The sequence below is a fragment of the Komagataeibacter melomenusus genome, assembly GCF_013155395.1.
Classification (GTDB): Bacteria; Pseudomonadota; Alphaproteobacteria; order Acetobacterales; family Acetobacteraceae; genus Komagataeibacter; species Komagataeibacter melomenusus.
The window spans coordinates 89,124-105,670 of record NZ_JABJWC010000003.1 but is presented as its reverse complement, the minus strand read 5'-3'; the positions used below and the strand labels follow the sequence as shown (position 1 = coordinate 105,670).

Annotated in this window: 16 protein-coding genes; 8 read left to right on the top strand and 8 right to left on the bottom strand. The window is 64.8% G+C overall.

The genetic code is table 11. The features are described from left to right. Positions 1–82 precede the first annotated feature (82 nt). Complete coding sequence (gene dnaK, locus HNW77_RS02345; RefSeq protein ID WP_172155003.1) at positions 83–1,990, bottom strand: molecular chaperone DnaK; 1,908 nt, start codon at positions 1,988–1,990, stop codon at positions 83–85. Between the two features lie 185 nt (positions 1,991–2,175). Next, complete coding sequence (locus tag HNW77_RS02340; protein WP_172155001.1) at positions 2,176–2,784, bottom strand: nucleotide exchange factor GrpE; 609 nt, start codon at positions 2,782–2,784, stop codon at positions 2,176–2,178. Between the two features lie 244 nt (positions 2,785–3,028). On the opposite strand from HNW77_RS02340, the gene HNW77_RS02335 reads away from it, so the two are divergent. Then, positions 3,029–3,739, top strand: a complete 711-nt coding sequence (locus HNW77_RS02335) for a response regulator transcription factor (protein WP_007397227.1) — start codon at positions 3,029–3,031, stop codon at positions 3,737–3,739. Positions 3,740–3,849: 110 nt separating this feature from the next. Beyond that, complete coding sequence (locus HNW77_RS02330; RefSeq protein ID WP_241694246.1) at positions 3,850–5,520, top strand: stimulus-sensing domain-containing protein; 1,671 nt, start codon at positions 3,850–3,852, stop codon at positions 5,518–5,520. Here HNW77_RS02330 and pqqE read toward each other — a convergent pair. Genes pqqE through pqqA form a run of 5 tightly spaced genes read right to left on the bottom strand, consistent with a single transcriptional unit; the run spans position 5,501 to position 8,679 of the window. Next, positions 5,501–6,607, bottom strand: coding sequence for a pyrroloquinoline quinone biosynthesis protein PqqE (gene pqqE, locus HNW77_RS02325; RefSeq protein ID WP_172154997.1), 1,107 nt, complete (start codon positions 6,605–6,607; stop codon positions 5,501–5,503). The two genes, HNW77_RS02330 and pqqE, sit on opposite strands and share 20 nt — an antisense overlap. Then, on the bottom strand, positions 6,604–6,885 hold the full coding sequence (pqqD, locus tag HNW77_RS02320) for a pyrroloquinoline quinone biosynthesis peptide chaperone PqqD (protein WP_172154995.1): 282 nt from the start codon (positions 6,883–6,885) through the stop codon (positions 6,604–6,606). The genes pqqE and pqqD overlap by 4 nt, the downstream gene beginning before the upstream one ends. Beyond that, on the bottom strand, positions 6,882–7,619 hold the full coding sequence (gene pqqC, locus HNW77_RS02315; RefSeq protein ID WP_172154993.1) for a pyrroloquinoline-quinone synthase PqqC: 738 nt from the start codon (positions 7,617–7,619) through the stop codon (positions 6,882–6,884). The genes pqqD and pqqC overlap by 4 nt, the downstream gene beginning before the upstream one ends. Further along, positions 7,616–8,539: a pyrroloquinoline quinone biosynthesis protein PqqB gene (gene pqqB, locus HNW77_RS02310; RefSeq protein WP_172154991.1), complete on the bottom strand. Its 924-nt coding sequence runs from the start codon at positions 8,537–8,539 to the stop codon at positions 7,616–7,618. Before pqqB ends, pqqC begins: the two co-directional genes overlap by 4 nt. A gap of 59 nt (positions 8,540–8,598) precedes the next feature. Further along, the gene (gene pqqA / locus HNW77_RS02305; RefSeq protein ID WP_010508617.1) at positions 8,599–8,679 is read right to left on the bottom strand and encodes a pyrroloquinoline quinone precursor peptide PqqA; all 81 of its coding nucleotides are present in this window, start codon (positions 8,677–8,679) and stop codon (positions 8,599–8,601) included. Positions 8,680–8,953: 274 nt separating this feature from the next. Here pqqA and HNW77_RS02300 point away from each other — a divergent pair, with 274 nt between their 5' ends. Further along, positions 8,954–10,231, top strand: a complete 1,278-nt coding sequence (locus HNW77_RS02300; RefSeq protein ID WP_408886752.1) for an AI-2E family transporter — start codon at positions 8,954–8,956, stop codon at positions 10,229–10,231. On the opposite strand, the gene HNW77_RS02295 is transcribed toward HNW77_RS02300, so the two are convergent. Continuing rightward, positions 10,228–10,998: a Crp/Fnr family transcriptional regulator gene (locus tag HNW77_RS02295; RefSeq protein WP_172154989.1), complete on the bottom strand. Its 771-nt coding sequence runs from the start codon at positions 10,996–10,998 to the stop codon at positions 10,228–10,230. The two genes, HNW77_RS02300 and HNW77_RS02295, sit on opposite strands and share 4 nt — an antisense overlap. 230 nt (positions 10,999–11,228) lie before the next feature. On the opposite strand from HNW77_RS02295, the gene HNW77_RS02290 reads away from it, so the two are divergent. From HNW77_RS02290 to HNW77_RS02270, 5 genes are all read left to right on the top strand, one after another. After that, positions 11,229–11,693, top strand: a complete 465-nt coding sequence (locus HNW77_RS02290) for a hypothetical protein (protein ID WP_172154987.1) — start codon at positions 11,229–11,231, stop codon at positions 11,691–11,693. A 121-nt stretch (positions 11,694–11,814) separates the two neighbouring features. Beyond that, positions 11,815–12,618 carry an OmpW/AlkL family protein gene (locus tag HNW77_RS02285; protein ID WP_172154985.1) on the top strand — a complete coding sequence of 268 codons (804 nt, stop codon included), beginning with the start codon at positions 11,815–11,817 and terminating at the stop codon, positions 12,616–12,618. A gap of 4 nt (positions 12,619–12,622) precedes the next feature. Beyond that, the gene (gene hemN / locus HNW77_RS02280; RefSeq protein WP_172154983.1) at positions 12,623–13,987 is read left to right on the top strand and encodes an oxygen-independent coproporphyrinogen III oxidase; all 1,365 of its coding nucleotides are present in this window, start codon (positions 12,623–12,625) and stop codon (positions 13,985–13,987) included. Positions 13,988–14,057: 70 nt separating this feature from the next. Beyond that, positions 14,058–14,699 carry a 2OG-Fe(II) oxygenase gene (locus HNW77_RS02275; RefSeq protein ID WP_172154981.1) on the top strand — a complete coding sequence of 214 codons (642 nt, stop codon included), beginning with the start codon at positions 14,058–14,060 and terminating at the stop codon, positions 14,697–14,699. 148 nt (positions 14,700–14,847) lie between these two features. Continuing rightward, positions 14,848–16,488, top strand: coding sequence for an electron transfer flavoprotein-ubiquinone oxidoreductase (locus tag HNW77_RS02270; RefSeq protein ID WP_172154979.1), 1,641 nt, complete (start codon positions 14,848–14,850; stop codon positions 16,486–16,488). Positions 16,489–16,547 lie beyond the last annotated feature (59 nt).

The following is a 16,547-nucleotide window of genomic DNA, read 5'->3' as shown; positions in this document are numbered from 1 at the left end:
CGGGCGCCACCCTGGTGGAAGGGAACGCGGGCCCTCAGGCCCGCGCCCCGCTTTCCGGAGCCTGTATGACGCCTTGCGGCAATCAGGACTTCTTGGAGTCGTCCACGTCCTCGAAGTCGGCGTCGACCACCTTTTCATCCTTCGGTGCTGCCCCACCGGCGGCGGCACCTGCGGCACCCTCGGCCTGGCCAGCCTTGTGGATGGCTTCGCCAACCTTCATGCCAACCTGCGTCAGGTGATCGGTCGCGGTCTTCAGCGCCTCGGCATCGGTGCCTTCAAGCGCCTTGCGCACGGCGGCGATCGCGGCTTCCGCCTCGGCCTTGTCAGCCGCCGGGATCTTGTCGCCCCCTTCGGTCAGTGACTTCTCGACCTGATGGGCCATGCCTTCGGCCTGGTTACGGGCCTCGATCTGCTCCTTCTTGGCCTTGTCAGCCTCGGCATTGGCCTCGGCGTCCTTCACCATCTTGTCGATGTCGGCTTCGGACAGACCACCAGAAGCCTGGATCTTGATCTGCTGTTCCTTGCCGGTCGCCTTGTCCTTGGCCGAGACGGACACGATGCCGTTGGCGTCGATGTCGAACGTCACCTCGATCTGCGGCACGCCGCTCGGAGCAGGCGCGATGCCGGTCAGGTCGAAATTGCCAAGCAGCTTGTTGTCAGCCGCAATTTCACGCTCGCCCTGATAGACCTTGATGGTCACGGCCGTCTGGTTGTCTTCCGCGGTCGAGAAGGTCTGGCTCTTCTTGGTCGGGATGGTCGTGTTGCGGTCGATCAGGCGGGTGAAGATGCCACCGCGCGTCTCGATGCCCAGCGACAGCGGGGTGACGTCGAGCAGCAGCACGTCCTTGACATCGCCCTGCAGCACCGCACCCTGCACGGCGGCGCCGATGGCGACCACTTCGTCGGGGTTCACGTTACGGGCGGGTTCCTTGCCGAAGAACTCCTTGACGGCCTCGATCACCTTGGGCATGCGCGTCATGCCACCCACGAGGATGACTTCATCGATCTCACCCGACGAGACGGACGCATCCTTCATCGCCGCACGGCAGGGCTCGAGCGTGCGCTGGATCAGGTCATCGACCAGGCTTTCCAGCTTCGCACGGGTCAGCTTGACCACGAGGTGCTTGGGCCCGGAGGCATCAGCGGTAATGAACGGCAGGTTGATCTCGGTCTCCTTGGAGGAGGAGAGTTCGATCTTCGCCTTTTCAGCCGCTTCCTTCAGGCGCTGCAGGGCCAGCTTGTCCTGACGCAGGTCGATGCCCTGCTCGCGCTTGAACTCGTCGGCCAGGAAGCCGATGATGCGGGCATCGAAGTCTTCACCGCCGAGGAACGTGTCACCGTTGGTGGACTTCACCTCGATCACGCCATCGGAAATCTCGAGGATGGACACGTCGAACGTGCCGCCGCCAAGGTCATAGACCGCAATCGTGCCGCCGTTCTTCTTCTGCAGGCCATAGGCCAGGGCTGCGGCGGTCGGCTCGTTGATGATGCGCAGCACTTCAAGCCCGGCGATGCGGCCCGCATCCTTCGTGGCCTGACGCTGGGCGTCATTGAAGTAGGCCGGAACGGTAATGACGGCCTGCTTGACCGGCTCGCCCAGATAGGACTCGGCAGTTTCCTTCATCTTGCCCAGGATGAAGGCGGAGATCTGCGCGGGGGCGTATTTCTTGCCCTGTGCCTCGACCCAGGCATCACCGTTGTCGCCCTTGACGATCTCGTAGGGGACAAGGCCCTTGTCCTTCGCCACGGTCGGGTCGTCATAACGGCGGCCGATCAGGCGCTTGACGGCATACAGCGTGTTGGCGGGGTTGGTGACGGCCTGGCGCTTGGCGGCCTGGCCCACGAGCATCTCGCCGCTGTCGGTAAAGGCGACCATCGACGGGGTCGTGCGTGCGCCTTCGCTGTTCTCGATGACCCGCGTCTCGTCGCCTTCACGCACGGCAACGCAGGAATTGGTCGTACCAAGGTCGATACCGATAACCTTGCTCATGAAATCTTCTCCTTTTCAGCGGCCTGTCCGGACCCGAAGCATCGGGACAGACCCTTCTTTATTCAGTCGTCCGGCGTGTGGCGCGGACTGTTTTTTCCACATCCACCCGCACGCCGTCATCATTATCCGATGTAGGCAGCCCGTGCGTCGCTTTCAAGAGGAGCCAGCCATGCACGGGCGGGATTTCACCCTGCCTGCGCCGGCCCTTTCGACACGACCACCATGGCCGGCTTGAGCAGCCGCCCGTGCAGCGTCCATGCAGGCGTCCATGCCTCCATCACGGTATCGGCGGGGTGTTCGTCGCTGTGCTGCTGGCTCATGGCCTGGTGCAGGTTGGCATCGAAGGGCTTGCCCTTCGCGTCTTCCGCCTTGATGCCGTTGCGCTCGAGAATGCCCATGAACGAACGCTCGGTGCTCTCGATGCCTTCGCGCATGCTGGTCAGCAGCTTGTCCTCGCCCTCGGTGGGCTTGGGCAGACTGGCCAGCGCGCGCTTGAGGTTCTCGGCGGCCTCGACCACGTCCTTGGCGAATTTCTGCACGGCGTATTGCCGGGCATCTTCCACTTCGCGCTTGGTGCGGGTGCGCAGGTTCTGCATGTCGGCTTCCGCGCGCATCCACTTGTCACGCATGGCCGAGAGTTCGGCTTCAAGCTCGGCTATGCGCGGGTCGGGTCCGGCCTCCGCCTCGGGCTGGGGCGCTGCCGCTTCGTGGGCGTGCGCGCCATGCGCGTCGGAGGGTGTGCCATCGCCGGGGGTGGCGTCGGCAAAGGGGGTGGGGTCTGTGTTCTCGCTCATGCTCTTACAAGTAGGTAACGACTGACCGATGGACAAGGCATTGCGCTCCCGGCAGGCATGCCGATTTTGCGCAACGTCCCTGCCGTGAACGGAGCAGCCGGAATGACGTTATCATTCCAGTGGATCCCGGCACCCGCATCCCCTCATGACATGCGGGCGGTTATGACGCTATGCTGCGCGCGCCTGCCAGGCAAGATGCTGGCGGTCATGCCCGGATCGGCGAAGGAGCAAAAAGAGAGCCCCCATGGAGCCAACGAAACAGACGATCGTGCTGGTTGACGATGACAGGAACATCCTGACCTCCGTGCAGATGACACTGGAGGCGGAAGGCTTCATCGTCCGCACCTATACCGATGGGGAGAGTGCGCTGCATGGTCTGTCATCGCGCCCGGCCGACCTGGCGGTGCTCGATATCAAGATGCCGCGCATGGACGGGATGGAACTGCTCCAGCGCCTGCGCGCGCGCTCGCAGCTGCCTGTGATCTTCCTGTCTTCCAAGGATGAGGAGGTGGACCAGCTCATGGGCCTGCGGCTGGGGGCGGATGACTACATCACCAAGCCGTTCTCGCAGCGCCTGCTGCTCGAGCGCATCCGCGCGCTGCTGCGCCGCAACGAGGTCAGCCGCAGCGAGGCGGCGGGCATCAGCCCCACCGGCACCATGGTGCGCGGCGCCCTGTCGCTGGATGAAACCCGCCACCAGTGCCTGTGGCACGGGCGCGACATCCAGCTTACGGTCACCGAGTTCCTGCTCGTCAAGGCGCTTGCCGCCCGCCCCGGCCTGGTCAAGTCGCGTGACCAGCTGATCGATGCGGCCTATGGCGAGAACATCTACGTGGATGACCGCACCATCGACAGCCACATCAAGCGCGTGCGCAAGAAGTTCCGGCAGGTGGATGACGCGTTCAACCAGATCGAGACGCTGTACGGCATCGGCTACCGCTACAAGGAGGAATGAGCACGCCGGTGTCCCGTCTTCTCCTGTCTTCCCTACCGCTTCCCCGCCCGCTGCGCCGCCTGCTGCCCCGGCGGTGGAGCGGGGAGCGGCAGAACGCGGTTGCGGAATTCATGGAATACCGCACCCGGCTGGTCTCGCCGCTCATGCGGCGCATCCTTCTGGTCAATACACTGCCGCTCGGCCTGCTGGCGCTGACGCTGCTGTACCTCACCCAGTTCCAGAACAGCCTGCTTGAGGCCGAGGTCTCGGCCCTGCGCGAGCAGGCGCGCATCTATGCGGGCGCGCTGGGGCAGAGTGCCGTGATCGTGTCGCACCGTGACGTGACCCTGGCGCCGGACCTTGCGGGGCCGCTGCTGCTGCGCCTGACCGAGCCCAGCCCGAGTGCGCATGCCCGCCTGTTCGCCCCTGATGGCCAGATCGTGGCCGACAGCCGCGTGGAACAGGCAGGGTTTGGCGTGCGGGCCACCCCCCTGCCACCGGCCGAGGAAGACGAGCACGCAAGCCCGCCACACGGCGCATCGATCAATATGGGCGAGCGGCTGTATAACTGGCTTCTGGCGCAGTTGCCCACGCTTTCGGGCGAGCGGATCATGACGCTGGACACGCCGGATTCAGACCCGTCGATCCAGCCCGTCACCCAGCCCGATGGCACGCGGGTGATGGAAATTCCGCCCTATATCCGCCGCAACGCCGACCACCAGCTCATGGTGACCGTGGCCGAGCCGGTCATGCATGCGGGCCAGACCACGGTGGGCATCATCCAGCTCACGCGTGAGGCGCGTGATGTCGACCGCTCGCTGTTTGCCGTGCGCTCGTCCATCCTGTCGCTGTTCCTCATGGCGCTGGCGCTGACCATCCTGCTCTCGTGGTATCTGTCGCTCACCATCGCCCGCCCGCTGCTGCGGCTTGCGGCCTCGGCCCACACCATGCGCGAATCCTCCGACCGCACCGACATGGTGCCCGAGCGCCTGCTGGCCCGGCGCGACGAGATTGGCGAGGTTGCCCGTGCGTTGCAGGACAGTGCGAGCGCGTTGTGGGCGCGCATGGATGCCATCGAGCGCTTTGCCGCCGATGTCAGCCACGAGATCAAGAACCCGCTCTCCTCCATCCGCTCGGCCATTGAAAGCCTGCTGCGCATTGATGACCCCGAGCGCCAGCGCCGCCTGATGTCGATCATCAACGACGACGTGCGCAGGCTCGACCGGCTGATTACCGATATTTCCGATGCCAGCCGCGTGGATGCCGAACTCTCGCGCACCCGCGCCGAGCCGGTGGCCATCGTGCCGCTGCTCTCCGTACTGGCCGAAATTCATCAGGCCACCCGCAAGCCGGGCCAGCCCTTCATGGCGGTGGCAAGCAGCGGCGACAGCCCCGAGCGCAGGCTGGTGGTGCTGGCGGTGGAAGACCGGCTGGTGCAGGTGCTGCGCAACCTGATCGGCAACGCCATCTCGTTCTCGCCGCCCGATGGCAAGATCCTGCTCAGCGCGGTGCCCGCGGGCGGCATGGTGGAGATTGCGGTCAGTGATGATGGCCCCGGCATTCCGCAGGCCAAGCTCGACAACATTTTCGACCGCTTTTATTCCGAGCGGCCGAGCAGCGAGAATTTTGGCCAGCATTCCGGCCTGGGCCTGTCGATCAGCAAGCAGATCATCGAGGCCCTGCGCGGCACCATCAGCGCTGAAAACCGCGTGGATGCCGATGGCCACGTGCAGGGCGCGCGCTTCGTGATCTGCCTGCCGCGCGTGGACGTGAAGGGCGAGGTCAGCCGACCTCATCCGTAGCACGCGCATATCGCCGGTAGCGAAACGGTGGCGGCGTGGCGGGCAGGGTGTCGAGCACGGCCTTGACCCGCTCATGGTCGGGCGCGCGTGAGCAGACCGGGTCAGTCGCGGCGGCATCACCTGCCAGCGCCAGGGCCTGGCAGCGGCAGCCGCCCCAGTCCTTCTCGCGCTGGTCGCAGCTCCGGCAGGGCTGGGGCATCCAGTCCGTGCCGCGGAACATGGTAAAAAGCGGGGCCTCACGCCAGATATGGTCCAGCGTGTCGTGCTTCACGTCAGGGAAGGCGACGTTGGGAATGGTCTCGGCCGCATGGCACGGCAGCACCCGGCCCGAGGGCGAGATGTTGATGAACCGCCGCCCCCAGCCCCCCATGCACGGCTTGGGCCGGTCGGCATAGTAATCGGGTGTGACGTAATCGATGGTCAGGCGGCCCTCGTATGTCCTGCGTGCCGCCTCCACCGCCTGCGTGGTCTGCTCAAGCTGGGCGGCGGTGGGCATGAGGGCCTCGCGGTTGGCCAGCCCCCAGCCATAATACTGCGTATGGGCGATCTCGACCCGGCGCGCGCCCATCTTCAGCGCTGCCTCAAGCATCTGCGGCACGCGATCTGCGTTTTCACGGTAGATGACGAAGTTCAGCGTCAGCGGCATGCCGTCGGCTGCAACCAGCCGTGCCGCCTCGATCTTGCGGGCCTGCGCGCCTTTCATGCCGCCCACAATCTCGGCATTTTTCGTGTCGATATCCTGGAACGAAAGCTGGACATGATCGAGTCCCGCCTCCACCAGTGCCGGGAAGGTCTTCTCGTTCAGCAGCACGCCAGAGGTGATGAGGTTGGTGTACAGCCCCAGCCCCACGGCATGGCGGATGAGTTCGGGCAGGTCGGGGCGGCTCATCGGCTCGCCGCCCGAAAAATGCACCTGCAGCACCCCCATCTCGGCGGCCTGGTCAAGCACGCTGATCCATTCGGCGGTGGAAAGCTCGTTCTTGCGCGGCTCCAGCGCCAGCGGGTTGGAACAGTACGGGCACTGCAACGGGCAGCGATGCGTGAGTTCCGCCAGCAGGCTCATGGGCGAGAGAATGGTTTCGGTCATGCCACCAGCACCTGTCGGGTCATGAGGTCGGTCACCATGACATGGACATCGCGCCCGATCACATCAACCGGGGCGGCGAAGCGGCTGGCCAGATCGGCAATGATCTGGCCCAGCGTGCGCGTGCCATCGACCAGTCTGAGCACCTCGGCCGCGATGGGATCGGGAATGAAGGCCCGCTCCGGCGCCTGGATGATCCAGCGCTCACGCACGCGGTCATGCTGCAACCGCACCCCGCGCGCGAAGCGGATGACCGTCTCGTCAGTCAGGTCTGCGCTCATGCCGCATCCGGGCGGAACGCACCGGGGGGGATGCGGCCCGGATTGACGTAGGCGTATTCCAGCTCATCAAGCATGGCCCACAGCACGCCGCACTTGAACTTGAGCGCGCCGAGCACCGCCTGCTGCTGCGCGGGCGTGCGGGCATGTTCCTTCACGTAGCCCAGCGCAAAATCGGAATCACGTGGGGCCTGTGTCAGGCGCGGCTGGAAGTAGGCCAGTGTTTCGGGCGTAATGAAGTCGTAGTGGCGCAGCATGCCCGCCACGCGCTCGCTGATGATGGTGGGCGAGAACAGTTCGGTCAGCGACGAGGCAATAGCCTCGAGGATGGAACGGTCACGCACGAAGGCCACATACGCATCCACCGCGAAGCGGGTGGCGGGTAGCAGCCCTTCGAGCGACTCCACATAGGCGCGGTCCAGCCCCAGCCCGTCGGTCAGCTTGAGCCAGCGCGCGACACCGCCGGTGCCCGGCGCATCGCCATCATGGTCCACCAGCCGCCTGCGCCATTCGCGCCGCAGTTCCGCCGTGGGCAGGCGGGCGAGCAGCGTTGCGTCCTTGGCGGGGATGCTGGCCTGGTAATAATAGCGGTTCAGCGCCCAGGCCTGCACCTGCGCACGGTTCAGCCGCCCATCATGCAGCGCACGGTGGAAGGGGTGCAGGTTGTGGTAGCGTTCCGCCCCGATGGCGCGGAGTGCCGCCTCGAGTTCATCGGGGGAAAGCAGGGGTGCGCTCATGCCGTAATCCTCATCCCGTCATGGGAGATTTCCCACCCTGCGGCCTCGACGGCAGCGCGCTCGGGCGTATCTGCCAGCAGCACAGGGTTGGAATTGTTGATGTGTATGAAAATCTTGCGCTTTATGCCCAGGTCGCGCAGGGCGGCGATGGTGCCGTCCATGCCATCCATGGACATGTGGCCCATGCGGCGGCCGGTCTTCTCGCCCAGGCCCGCGCGGACCATCTCGTCATCCACCCACAGCGTGCCGTCAAAGAACACGGCATCCGCCCCGCGCAGGCGCACGCGCAAATTATCGGTCATGCGCGCGCAGCCTGGCACGAAGCATACGCGGTGGTTGCCATCGGAAATCTCGAGGCCGATCGTCTCGCCATTTTCACAGATGGCGGCAGGGTCGGGGCCGGACTCGGCATAAAGCGGCACCTTGCCGGGCACGGCAAAGGGCACGATGGTCAGGCCCGCGGGCGCGCCATCGGCCAGCTTCAGCGCCAGGGGCTGGTCGAGTCCCATCGGTTCACGGCTCACGACCGCGCGGTTCAGGGCCTCAAAAATGGGGTTGGCATCCAGCATGGACAGCACTTCGGGCGTGGCCAGAAGGGTAAGGGGCTGTCGCTCGCGCAGGGTGAGCAGGCCGGTGATGGTATCCACCTCGCCGCCTGTCAGGATCACGCCGGCGATGGGCGTGGAACGCAGGCCCTCCTGCGGGTGCAGCGCCGGGGTCTGGTTGATCTGGGTACGCAGGTCAGGCGATGCGTTGACCACGAACCAGTTCTTTCCATCTCCGCTGATGGCGATGGAAGCCTGTGTGCGGGGCAGGGCTGCCGGATCGCCGGCCCTGGCCCGCCTGCAACCGGGAGCATTGGAGTTCCATTGGGGAAATCCGCCGCCCGCCGCCGCGCCGAGAACGATAATGTCGATCATGGACGCAGAGTGTAAAAGAAAATCGCCGCCTGTGCGAGACAGGCGGCGATGTTTCCATCTTACTTCTTTTCGCCGCAGACGTAGCTGTTGATCTCGGCGCCCAGGGGGACTTCAACGATCTTGGGGGTATTCCAGGCCATGGGACTCTCCATTGATTGATATGCGAAAGGCAGGAACCTTCGTCTGTCGGTTATTTGAGCCCGGTCTCCCGCCACTTTCAAGTCATGTGTGGGGGCATATGGGGCCTGAAAATTCACGTTAGCGTGTACCACGCCGCCCCCCTGCAATGGTTGCGTAGCGGGAATGTGCCAAAATCCTTGGTCCTGCCTGCCCGATACGGCCATAAGGAGCAGGTACGCGGACACCAGCCCCCGGCCATACGGGCCAAGCCAGCACAAGCCAGGACCTGAACCGATGCCGCCCGAGACACCGCCCCCCCCGCCGCCATCCTACGAGCAGGTCCAGCAGCAGCGCGCCATCGAGGTCATGCGCCACAGCCGCATCGACACCCGCACGGCCTGCCTGCTGCTGCTCAGCGTGCTGGCGGTGTTCTATACGCTGTATTTCGCCTCGGCCATCATCCTGCCCATGATCCTGGCGCTGGTGGTCAACCTGCTGCTATCCTCGCCGCTGCGGTTCCTGCACACGCGGCTGCACCTGCCCAAGCCACTGGCGGCGCTGTGCCTGATCCTGTGCGTGTTTGGCGTGGTGGGGGCGGTGGGCACCGCCATTTCCGTGCCCGCCACGGGGTGGCTGGAGCGCGCGCCCGACGCGATCAATACAGTGCAGGAGCGCCTGGCCTTCCTGCGCGGGCCGTTCCAGCTCCTGACCGGCGCGTCCGACCGGATCCATAATTTCCTGTCCATCGCGGGCGGGCATGCCACGGTGGCCGCTACCGACCAGACAACACCCGACGGGCATGTCATCATCGTGTCCACGCCGACCGGCGGTGGCGGCGTGGCGGGGCTGGACCGCTTTTCCTCCTCCATCCTGCTGGGCACGCAGGCCTTCATGGGCCAGTTCTTCACCATGATCCTGATGCTGTTCTTCCTGCTGGCACAGGGGGACAGCCTGCTCCGGCGCTTTGTCGAGATCATGCCCACCTTCGCCGACAAGCGCCGCACGGTGCAGATCGCCTATCAGATCGAGCGCAACGTGTCGGAATACCTGGCCACCATCACCATCATCAACAGCCTCGTGGGCGTGGTGAACATGGTGCAGTGCTGGCTGCTGGGCATGCCCAACCCGCTGCTGTGGGGGGTCATGGCGTTCCTGCTCAACTACATTCCCATCATCGGGCCGATGATGGGCATCATCATCTATTTCCTGGTGGGGCTGTTCGTCTATCCATCGGTGTGGCAGGCGCTGCTGCCGCCGGCCATCTACCTGTGCATCCACCTGACGGAAGGCGAGACCATAACCCCCATGGTGCTGGCGCGGCGCTTCACGCTCAACCCGGTGCTGGTCATGGCCTCACTCATGTTCTGGGACTGGCTGTGGGGCATTTTCGGGGCGTTCCTGTCGGTGCCCCTGCTGGCAGTGTTCAAGATCATCTGCGACCATGTGGAGATCCTGACCCCGCTTGGCCACATCGTCGGCGGCCCGGCCCATCCCGCGCCACAGAAGCCGCTCTTTACCGAAATGCCCGATACCGCCACGCCGGATGAAGACGCCAGCCGGCTGGACGACTAGCTGTTGCCCGCCGCCAGAACCTCAAGCTTGGCCGTTGACACGATGGTAATGGCGTAGCCCTTGCCCACCTCGATCATGCCCTGGCTGCGCATCCAGCTCAGCGTGCGGCTGACGGTCTCGATGGTCAGGCCAAGGTAGTCGGCAATGTCGCCACGGGTCATGGGCAGGTGCAGCCGCCCGCCGGATGGCGGCGGCTGGCCGGGCAGGAGGCCCGCCTGCATCTGGTCGAGCAGGAAGCTCGCCACGCGCTCGCGCGCGGTCTTGCGACCGAGCAGGAGCATCTGGTTCTGGGCGGCCACGAGTTCGTTGGAGGCTTCTTCAAGCAGGCGGCGCTCGAGCTTGGGAAAATCATCGAGCAGTTCGCTCATCTTCTCACGCGAGAAGCGGCATACGCGCACCGTATCGATCGCTTCCGCGCCAAAGGCGTAGCTGTCCGACACGGCAAGGCCCAGAAAGTGCCCGGGTGCGGCAAAACCGGTGATCTGGCGCCGCCCGTCAGGCAGGGCCTTGAACAGTTTCACGGTGCCCGATGTCACGTTGAAGAAGTCGGTCGCAGGCGCGCCTTCCTCGATAAAGCCGCGACCGGGGGAAATGATGGTTTCCACCGCCACTTCGGCGAGGCGGGAGATATCGGAGGGTTCGATCACGCTACAGACGCTGGTGGGGCGAACGCTGCAATTGGTGCAAAAATCGGCCTGCACGCCACCCGACCCGATTACGATACGCCGTGGCCTCGATTCGAACTGACACGAAGGCATATCCGACATGATAATTTCCAATTCACTTTCAGGCGCCCGCGTTCCGGCGCCGAAGTAACCGGACATGCCCTGGCTCCCAAGAAATACAATAAATGCATTCGCCAAGAGCGCAGACTATGGCGGATGGGTTGATGTAAATCAATGCGGTGAACCCAGAAATATAAGGTAAACACGACTGATCATAACAAAAAATTCTTAACCCGAGGAAATCCCGACGCGTGCAGGCCGTCCCCCCGCCTATGGTCAGACGACTGGACCCCGCCGATGTCCCGCTGCTTTATCCGCTGGTGCGCCAGTCCTTTCCGCACCTGACGCTGCGCGAATGGATGCGGATCGGCCGCAGGCTGGCCCGCCCCGGCGCGCGGGCGCGGCAGGGCATCCTTGTCGCCCGCTATGGCGATGGCAGGCCACCATGCGGCATGGCCACCTTCAGGCGCGGGTTCGACCTGTGTTCGGGCGATACCCTGACATCGGACTACATCATCACCCTGTCCTACACGCGCGCGCAGGCCATCATCGACGCGCTGCTGCCCGCCATGGAGACCATGGCGCGCGAGTGGGGATGTGATGCCATACGGACCATTACGCACAGTAAACCTGCTGCAAAACCATACGGTGCGTTTCCCAAACTGTGTTCATCCGGCAACATTACCGAAAGAACAGTCAGGCTGGACCACAACACGCAAATAGTTCCGCGTGGTTGATTGATTCATATCAAGGCCGAGTGCTAGGTGGCCGTGATTTCTGCACACATCAAATGAACTTGAATATTCTTAATCCTCTCGCCTGCCTGCCAGCCGGGAAAGAAACTGGGGTCTGCTTACCATGAAGAACATCCGCAAACTCGCCCTGTCGGCAGTGCTCGGCGCCTCGGCGCTGGCCCCCGTGGCAGGCCATGCACAGACGATGGCGCCCTCCACCTATGTCAATGCCCCGCTGGCGGCACCCGTGGCACCTGCGCAGCCCAAGGGCCATTGCGGCATCTTCGAGACCTGTGCGTCGACCAAGATCGGCCTGGGCCGCGGCGATTTCATGATCCGCCTGTCCGCCGTGGGCGTGCTGCCCGAAGATCGTGACAGCAAGGTGTGGGCTGGCGGCATGAATGGCCCTTACAACGTAGTGAGCGGCACGCGCATCAAGACCACCAACCAGGTCATGCCGGAACTGACGTTCGAATACTTCGTAACCGACAACATCTCGCTGGACCTGATCGCGACCAGCACCCGTCATGAAGTTGCAGCCGAAGGTGCTGCCGTGGGCGGCAAGCTTGACGTGGGCAGCGCCTGGGTGCTGCCCCCCACGGTCACGGTGGCCTGGCACTTCCGCCCCCACAAGCGCCTGAACCCGTATGTGGGCGTGGGTGGTACCTTCATGTGGTTCCACAACATGAATGCTGCTGGCAATGCACTGAACACGACCAAGCTGAACTCCGGCTTCACCGGTGGCCCGTCCATCAACGCCGGTGTGGATTACCAGCTCGTTGGCAACTGGTTCTTCAACTTCGACGTGAAGCAGATGTTCGTGCGCATGCACGCCTGGGCTGAAAACAACGACGAAAGCCTGAAGGTCAAAGCCCACGACTCGCTGGACCCGACCGTCGTTTCCGCCGGTATCGCCTACCGGTTCTGATGACATGAACGCGGCGGACAGCACCCTGCTTTCGCGCTACGGGGGCAACCTGCCGCGTTATACCAGCTACCCCACCGCAGCCCAGTTCACGGATGCGGTGGGCCCGGACGACAGCCGCGCATGGCTGTCCTCCCTCCCGGCGGACCAGCCGGTCTCCCTTTACCTGCATGTTCCCTTCTGTGACACGCTGTGCCGGTTCTGCGGGTGCAATACCGCCGTGCTGCGCAATGCGGATGCTAGGAGCGCCTATGCCGCCCTGCTGCATGAGGAACTGCGCCGCGTCATTGCCCTGATCGGCCCCGGCCGGCGTGTAACGCACCTGCAATGGGGCGGCGGCACGCCCACCACGCTCCCGGCCAGTGCGATGCGCCGCGTGATGGACGCCATCCGCCGCGATTTTGACATCGCCCCCGATGCGGAAATCAGCATCGAGGTCGACCCCCGCCACCTTCCGCCCGACTACCCGGCCGTGCTGCATGAACTCGGCTTCAACCGCGCCAGCATGGGCGTGCAGGATCTGGATGCCAGCGTGCAGCAGGCCTGTGGCCGCATCCAGAGCTGGGAGCAGACGCGCGACTGCCTTGAGGCGCTGCGCGGCGCGGGTGTCGCCTCCATCAACATCGACCTGATCTACGGCCTGCCCCGGCAGGACACCGAAGGCGTTGCCCGCACGGCGCAGGCCGTGGCCAGCCTGGGGCCGGACCGGCTGGCCGTGTTCGGCTACGCCCATGTGCCGTGGAAGCAGAAGCGCCAGACCCTCATGCCGGTAGGCGAGCTTCCCTGTGCGGAAGACCGCATCAGCCAGCGTGCGGCAATGGACGGCGTGCTGCGCGCGGCCGGTTTCCTGCCCGTGGGGCTGGACCATTACGTCAGTCCCGATGACAGCATGGCCCATGCCCTGAAGGCGGGCAGGCTGCACCGCAATTTTCAGGGCTATACCACCGACAGCGCGCCGGTGCTGATCGGCATCGGGGCCTCGGCCATTTCCGCGCTGCCCGGCGGCATGACGCAGAACGCCGTCTCGGCCGCCGCCTATGCCCGCCTCATGGCCCGGCCCGACAGCCTGCCCGTGGCGCGTGGCGTGCGCCTGCAAGAAGATGACCGGGCGCGGGCCGACATTATTGAACAGATCATGTGCGCCATGCAGGTCGATCTTGATGCGATGGGCGCCCGCCACGGCCTGCCCGCCAGTCATTTCGACGCCGAATGCGACCGTCTCGCGCCCATGGTGGCTGACGGGCTGGTCACCCTTGCAGGCCATGACGTGCGCGTGACCGAAAAGGGGCGGCCTTTCGTGCGGCATGTCGCCGCAATCTTTGACCGTTACCTCACGGCCCAGAGCAGCACCCGCCACGCCAGCGCCCTGTAGCGCCGTCCAGCGCCTCTCCTGGGCGGGGCACCCGGCACGGTCCGAACCCACAGCCAGCAGCAGACCCTTCATGCAAACCAACTGCGTCACCGCCGCCCTTGCCACAAGTCCTGTCCAGCCATGGCCCTATCCCCACTGGCAACTGCATGACGTGCTGCCCGCCGCCATTGCCACAGCTCTCGTACAATGGGTGCCCGACGCGCGGTTCATCGGCGGTGACAGCGGCGGCCAGCGCGCAGGTCGCAACGGGCACCGGCTGTTCGTCACCCCCGCGCAACGCGCGGTCCATCCCGCGCTCGACCAGTTGGCCTGCCTGTTTGATGATCCCGCCACGCGCGCGGGCTTTACCCACCAGTGCAATGCCTGGCTCGATGATGCCGCCCTGCGCCTTGAACTGTGCCTTGATGGCAATGGCTTCTGGCTTGAGCCACATACCGATATCGGCGCCAAGCGGCTGACGCTGCTGGTCTCACTTTCCATGGGGGCCGCGGCGACGGACTGGGGCACCGACATCATGACCGCGGAGGGCACGCCGGTGGCACGCGCCTCGGGGCTGTTCAATTCGGGGCTGCTGTTCATTCCATCCGCGCACTCATGGCATGGCTTCGTGCGCAGGCCGCTGCACGGCGTGCGGCGCACGCTGATCGTCAATTACGTCAGCCCCGCATGGCGGGCGACGGACGAACTGGCCCTCACACCCCGCGCCGCCTGAATACGGCCCTGGCAGGGGGCCATCCGCAACGGAATATGCAGCCAAGACTTTATTCATGCACCAATCGGTTCTAGGAAGCACTCCTATACAGGTGTAACCCCTTTCATCCCATGTCATCCCGGTCATGACGCAAGAGGACAACAGAGGTATGAGCGAGACCCCGCGCGAGACTATGGAATTCGATGTCGTCATCGTAGGTGGCGGCCCGTCTGGCCTGGCCGCGGCCATCCGGCTGCGCCAGGTTGCCCCCGACGCCACCGTGTGCCTGATTGAAAAAGGCAGCGAGATTGGCGCCCATATCCTGTCCGGCGCGGTGATCGAGCCGCGCGCGCTGGCGGAACTCCTGCCGCACTGGCACGAGGAAGGCGCACCGCTGAACACCCCCGTGACGGAAGAGCAGATGCTCTACCTGACCGAGAACGGCGGCATTGAAGTCCCGTTCCTTGACCGCGTGATGCCGCATATGCGCAACCACGGCAACTACATCGTGAGCCTTGGCGACCTGTGCCGCTGGCTGGCCGGCCGCGCGGAAGACCTGGGCGTGGAGATCTATCCCGGCTTTGCCGGTGCCGAGGTGCTGGTTGATGACAGCGGGCGCGTGGCGGGTGTTGCCACCGGCGACATGGGCGTGGGCCGCGACGGCCAGCCCACCGGCAACTATGCGCCGGGCATGGAACTGCGCGCGAAATACACCCTGTTTGCCGAAGGCTGCCGCGGCTCGCTGACCAAGCAGGTCATGGCGATGTACAACCTGCGCCAGGGCGTGGACCCGCAGACCTACGGGCTGGGCATCAAGGAACTGTGGGAAATCCCCAAGGAGATGCACCGTCCCGGCCTGATCCAGCACAGCTTTGGCTGGCCGCTCGATGACCGGACCTATGGCGGGGCGTGGATGTACCATTTTGGCGACAACCTCGTCTCCTACGGCTTCGTGGTGGGGCTGGACTACCCCAACACCTGGCTCTCGCCGTTTGACGAGATGCAGCGCGTGAAGCTGCACCCCTCCTTCCGCCCGTATTTCGAGGGCGGGCGGCGCATCGCCTATGGCGCGCGCGCGCTCTCCGAAGGGGGGATCCAGTCCATCCCGCGCCTGACCTTCCCCGGGGGCGCGCTGATCGGCGATACGGCGGGCTTCCTCAACGTGCCCAAGATCAAGGGCACGCACACGGCCATGAAGTCGGGCATGCTGGCGGCCGAGGCCGTGGGCGAGGCGCTGGCCACAAACCGCGTGGAACCCGGCTCCTATACCCGCCGCATCAAGGATTCCTGGCTGTGGGATGAACTGCGCACGGTGCGCAACATCCGCCCCGCCTTCGCCAAATTCGGCATGAAGGGCGGCGCGCTGTATGCGGGTATCGACGCCATGCTGCTGCGTGGCCGCGCACCGTGGACGCTGCACACCCGCCACGCCGACAACGAAGTGCTGGAACCGGCCTCGGTCTCGCCGAAAATCAACTACCCAAAGCCCGATGGCAAGATCACCTTCGACCGTCTCTCCTCGGTGTTCCTGTCGGCCACCAACCATGAGGAAGACCAGCCCGTCCACCTCAAGGTGCGCAACATGTCGCTGTGGAAGACGGTGAACTGGGATGTGTTCCGCGCGCCTGAAAGCCGCTACTGCCCGGCGGGCGTGTATGAAGTGGCCGATGAGGCGACCGACCCGCACCTGCAGATCAACGCGCAGAACTGCGTGCACTGCAAGACATGCGACATCAAGGACCCGGCCCAGAACATTGACTGGGCCACGCCGGAGGGGGCGGGCGGCCCGAACTATCCGGGCGGGATGTAATTGCCCGGCGGGTACGGTATGTATCCGCCACACCGATTGCCCTTATCCGAAGACAGACA

What these genes read in the sequence shown, in the direction of transcription:
- hemN (WP_172154983.1), top strand. Translation starts at nt 12,623, where the DNA reads ATGAACGCGGCGGACAGCACCCTGCTTTCGCGCTACGGGGGCAACCTG.
- pqqD (WP_172154995.1), bottom strand. Translation starts at nt 6,885, where the DNA reads ATGAGCGCAGACCTGACTGACGAGACGGTCATCCGCTTCGCGCGCGGG.
- HNW77_RS02290 (WP_172154987.1), top strand. Translation starts at nt 11,229, where the DNA reads ATGGTCAGACGACTGGACCCCGCCGATGTCCCGCTGCTTTATCCGCTG.
- HNW77_RS02300 (WP_408886752.1), top strand. Translation starts at nt 8,954, where the DNA reads ATGCCGCCCGAGACACCGCCCCCCCCGCCGCCATCCTACGAGCAGGTC.
- pqqA (WP_010508617.1), bottom strand. Translation starts at nt 8,679, where the DNA reads ATGGCCTGGAATACCCCCAAGATCGTTGAAGTCCCCCTGGGCGCCGAG.
- pqqB (WP_172154991.1), bottom strand. Translation starts at nt 8,539, where the DNA reads ATGATCGACATTATCGTTCTCGGCGCGGCGGCGGGCGGCGGATTTCCC.
- pqqE (WP_172154997.1), bottom strand. Translation starts at nt 6,607, where the DNA reads ATGACCGAAACCATTCTCTCGCCCATGAGCCTGCTGGCGGAACTCACG.
- HNW77_RS02285 (WP_172154985.1), top strand. Translation starts at nt 11,815, where the DNA reads ATGAAGAACATCCGCAAACTCGCCCTGTCGGCAGTGCTCGGCGCCTCG.
- HNW77_RS02275 (WP_172154981.1), top strand. Translation starts at nt 14,058, where the DNA reads ATGCAAACCAACTGCGTCACCGCCGCCCTTGCCACAAGTCCTGTCCAG.
- dnaK (WP_172155003.1), bottom strand. Translation starts at nt 1,990, where the DNA reads ATGAGCAAGGTTATCGGTATCGACCTTGGTACGACCAATTCCTGCGTT.
- HNW77_RS02270 (WP_172154979.1), top strand. Translation starts at nt 14,848, where the DNA reads ATGAGCGAGACCCCGCGCGAGACTATGGAATTCGATGTCGTCATCGTA.
- HNW77_RS02335 (WP_007397227.1), top strand. Translation starts at nt 3,029, where the DNA reads ATGGAGCCAACGAAACAGACGATCGTGCTGGTTGACGATGACAGGAAC.
- HNW77_RS02295 (WP_172154989.1), bottom strand. Translation starts at nt 10,998, where the DNA reads ATGTCGGATATGCCTTCGTGTCAGTTCGAATCGAGGCCACGGCGTATC.
- pqqC (WP_172154993.1), bottom strand. Translation starts at nt 7,619, where the DNA reads ATGAGCGCACCCCTGCTTTCCCCCGATGAACTCGAGGCGGCACTCCGC.
- HNW77_RS02340 (WP_172155001.1), bottom strand. Translation starts at nt 2,784, where the DNA reads ATGAGCGAGAACACAGACCCCACCCCCTTTGCCGACGCCACCCCCGGC.
- HNW77_RS02330 (WP_241694246.1), top strand. Translation starts at nt 3,850, where the DNA reads ATGGAATACCGCACCCGGCTGGTCTCGCCGCTCATGCGGCGCATCCTT.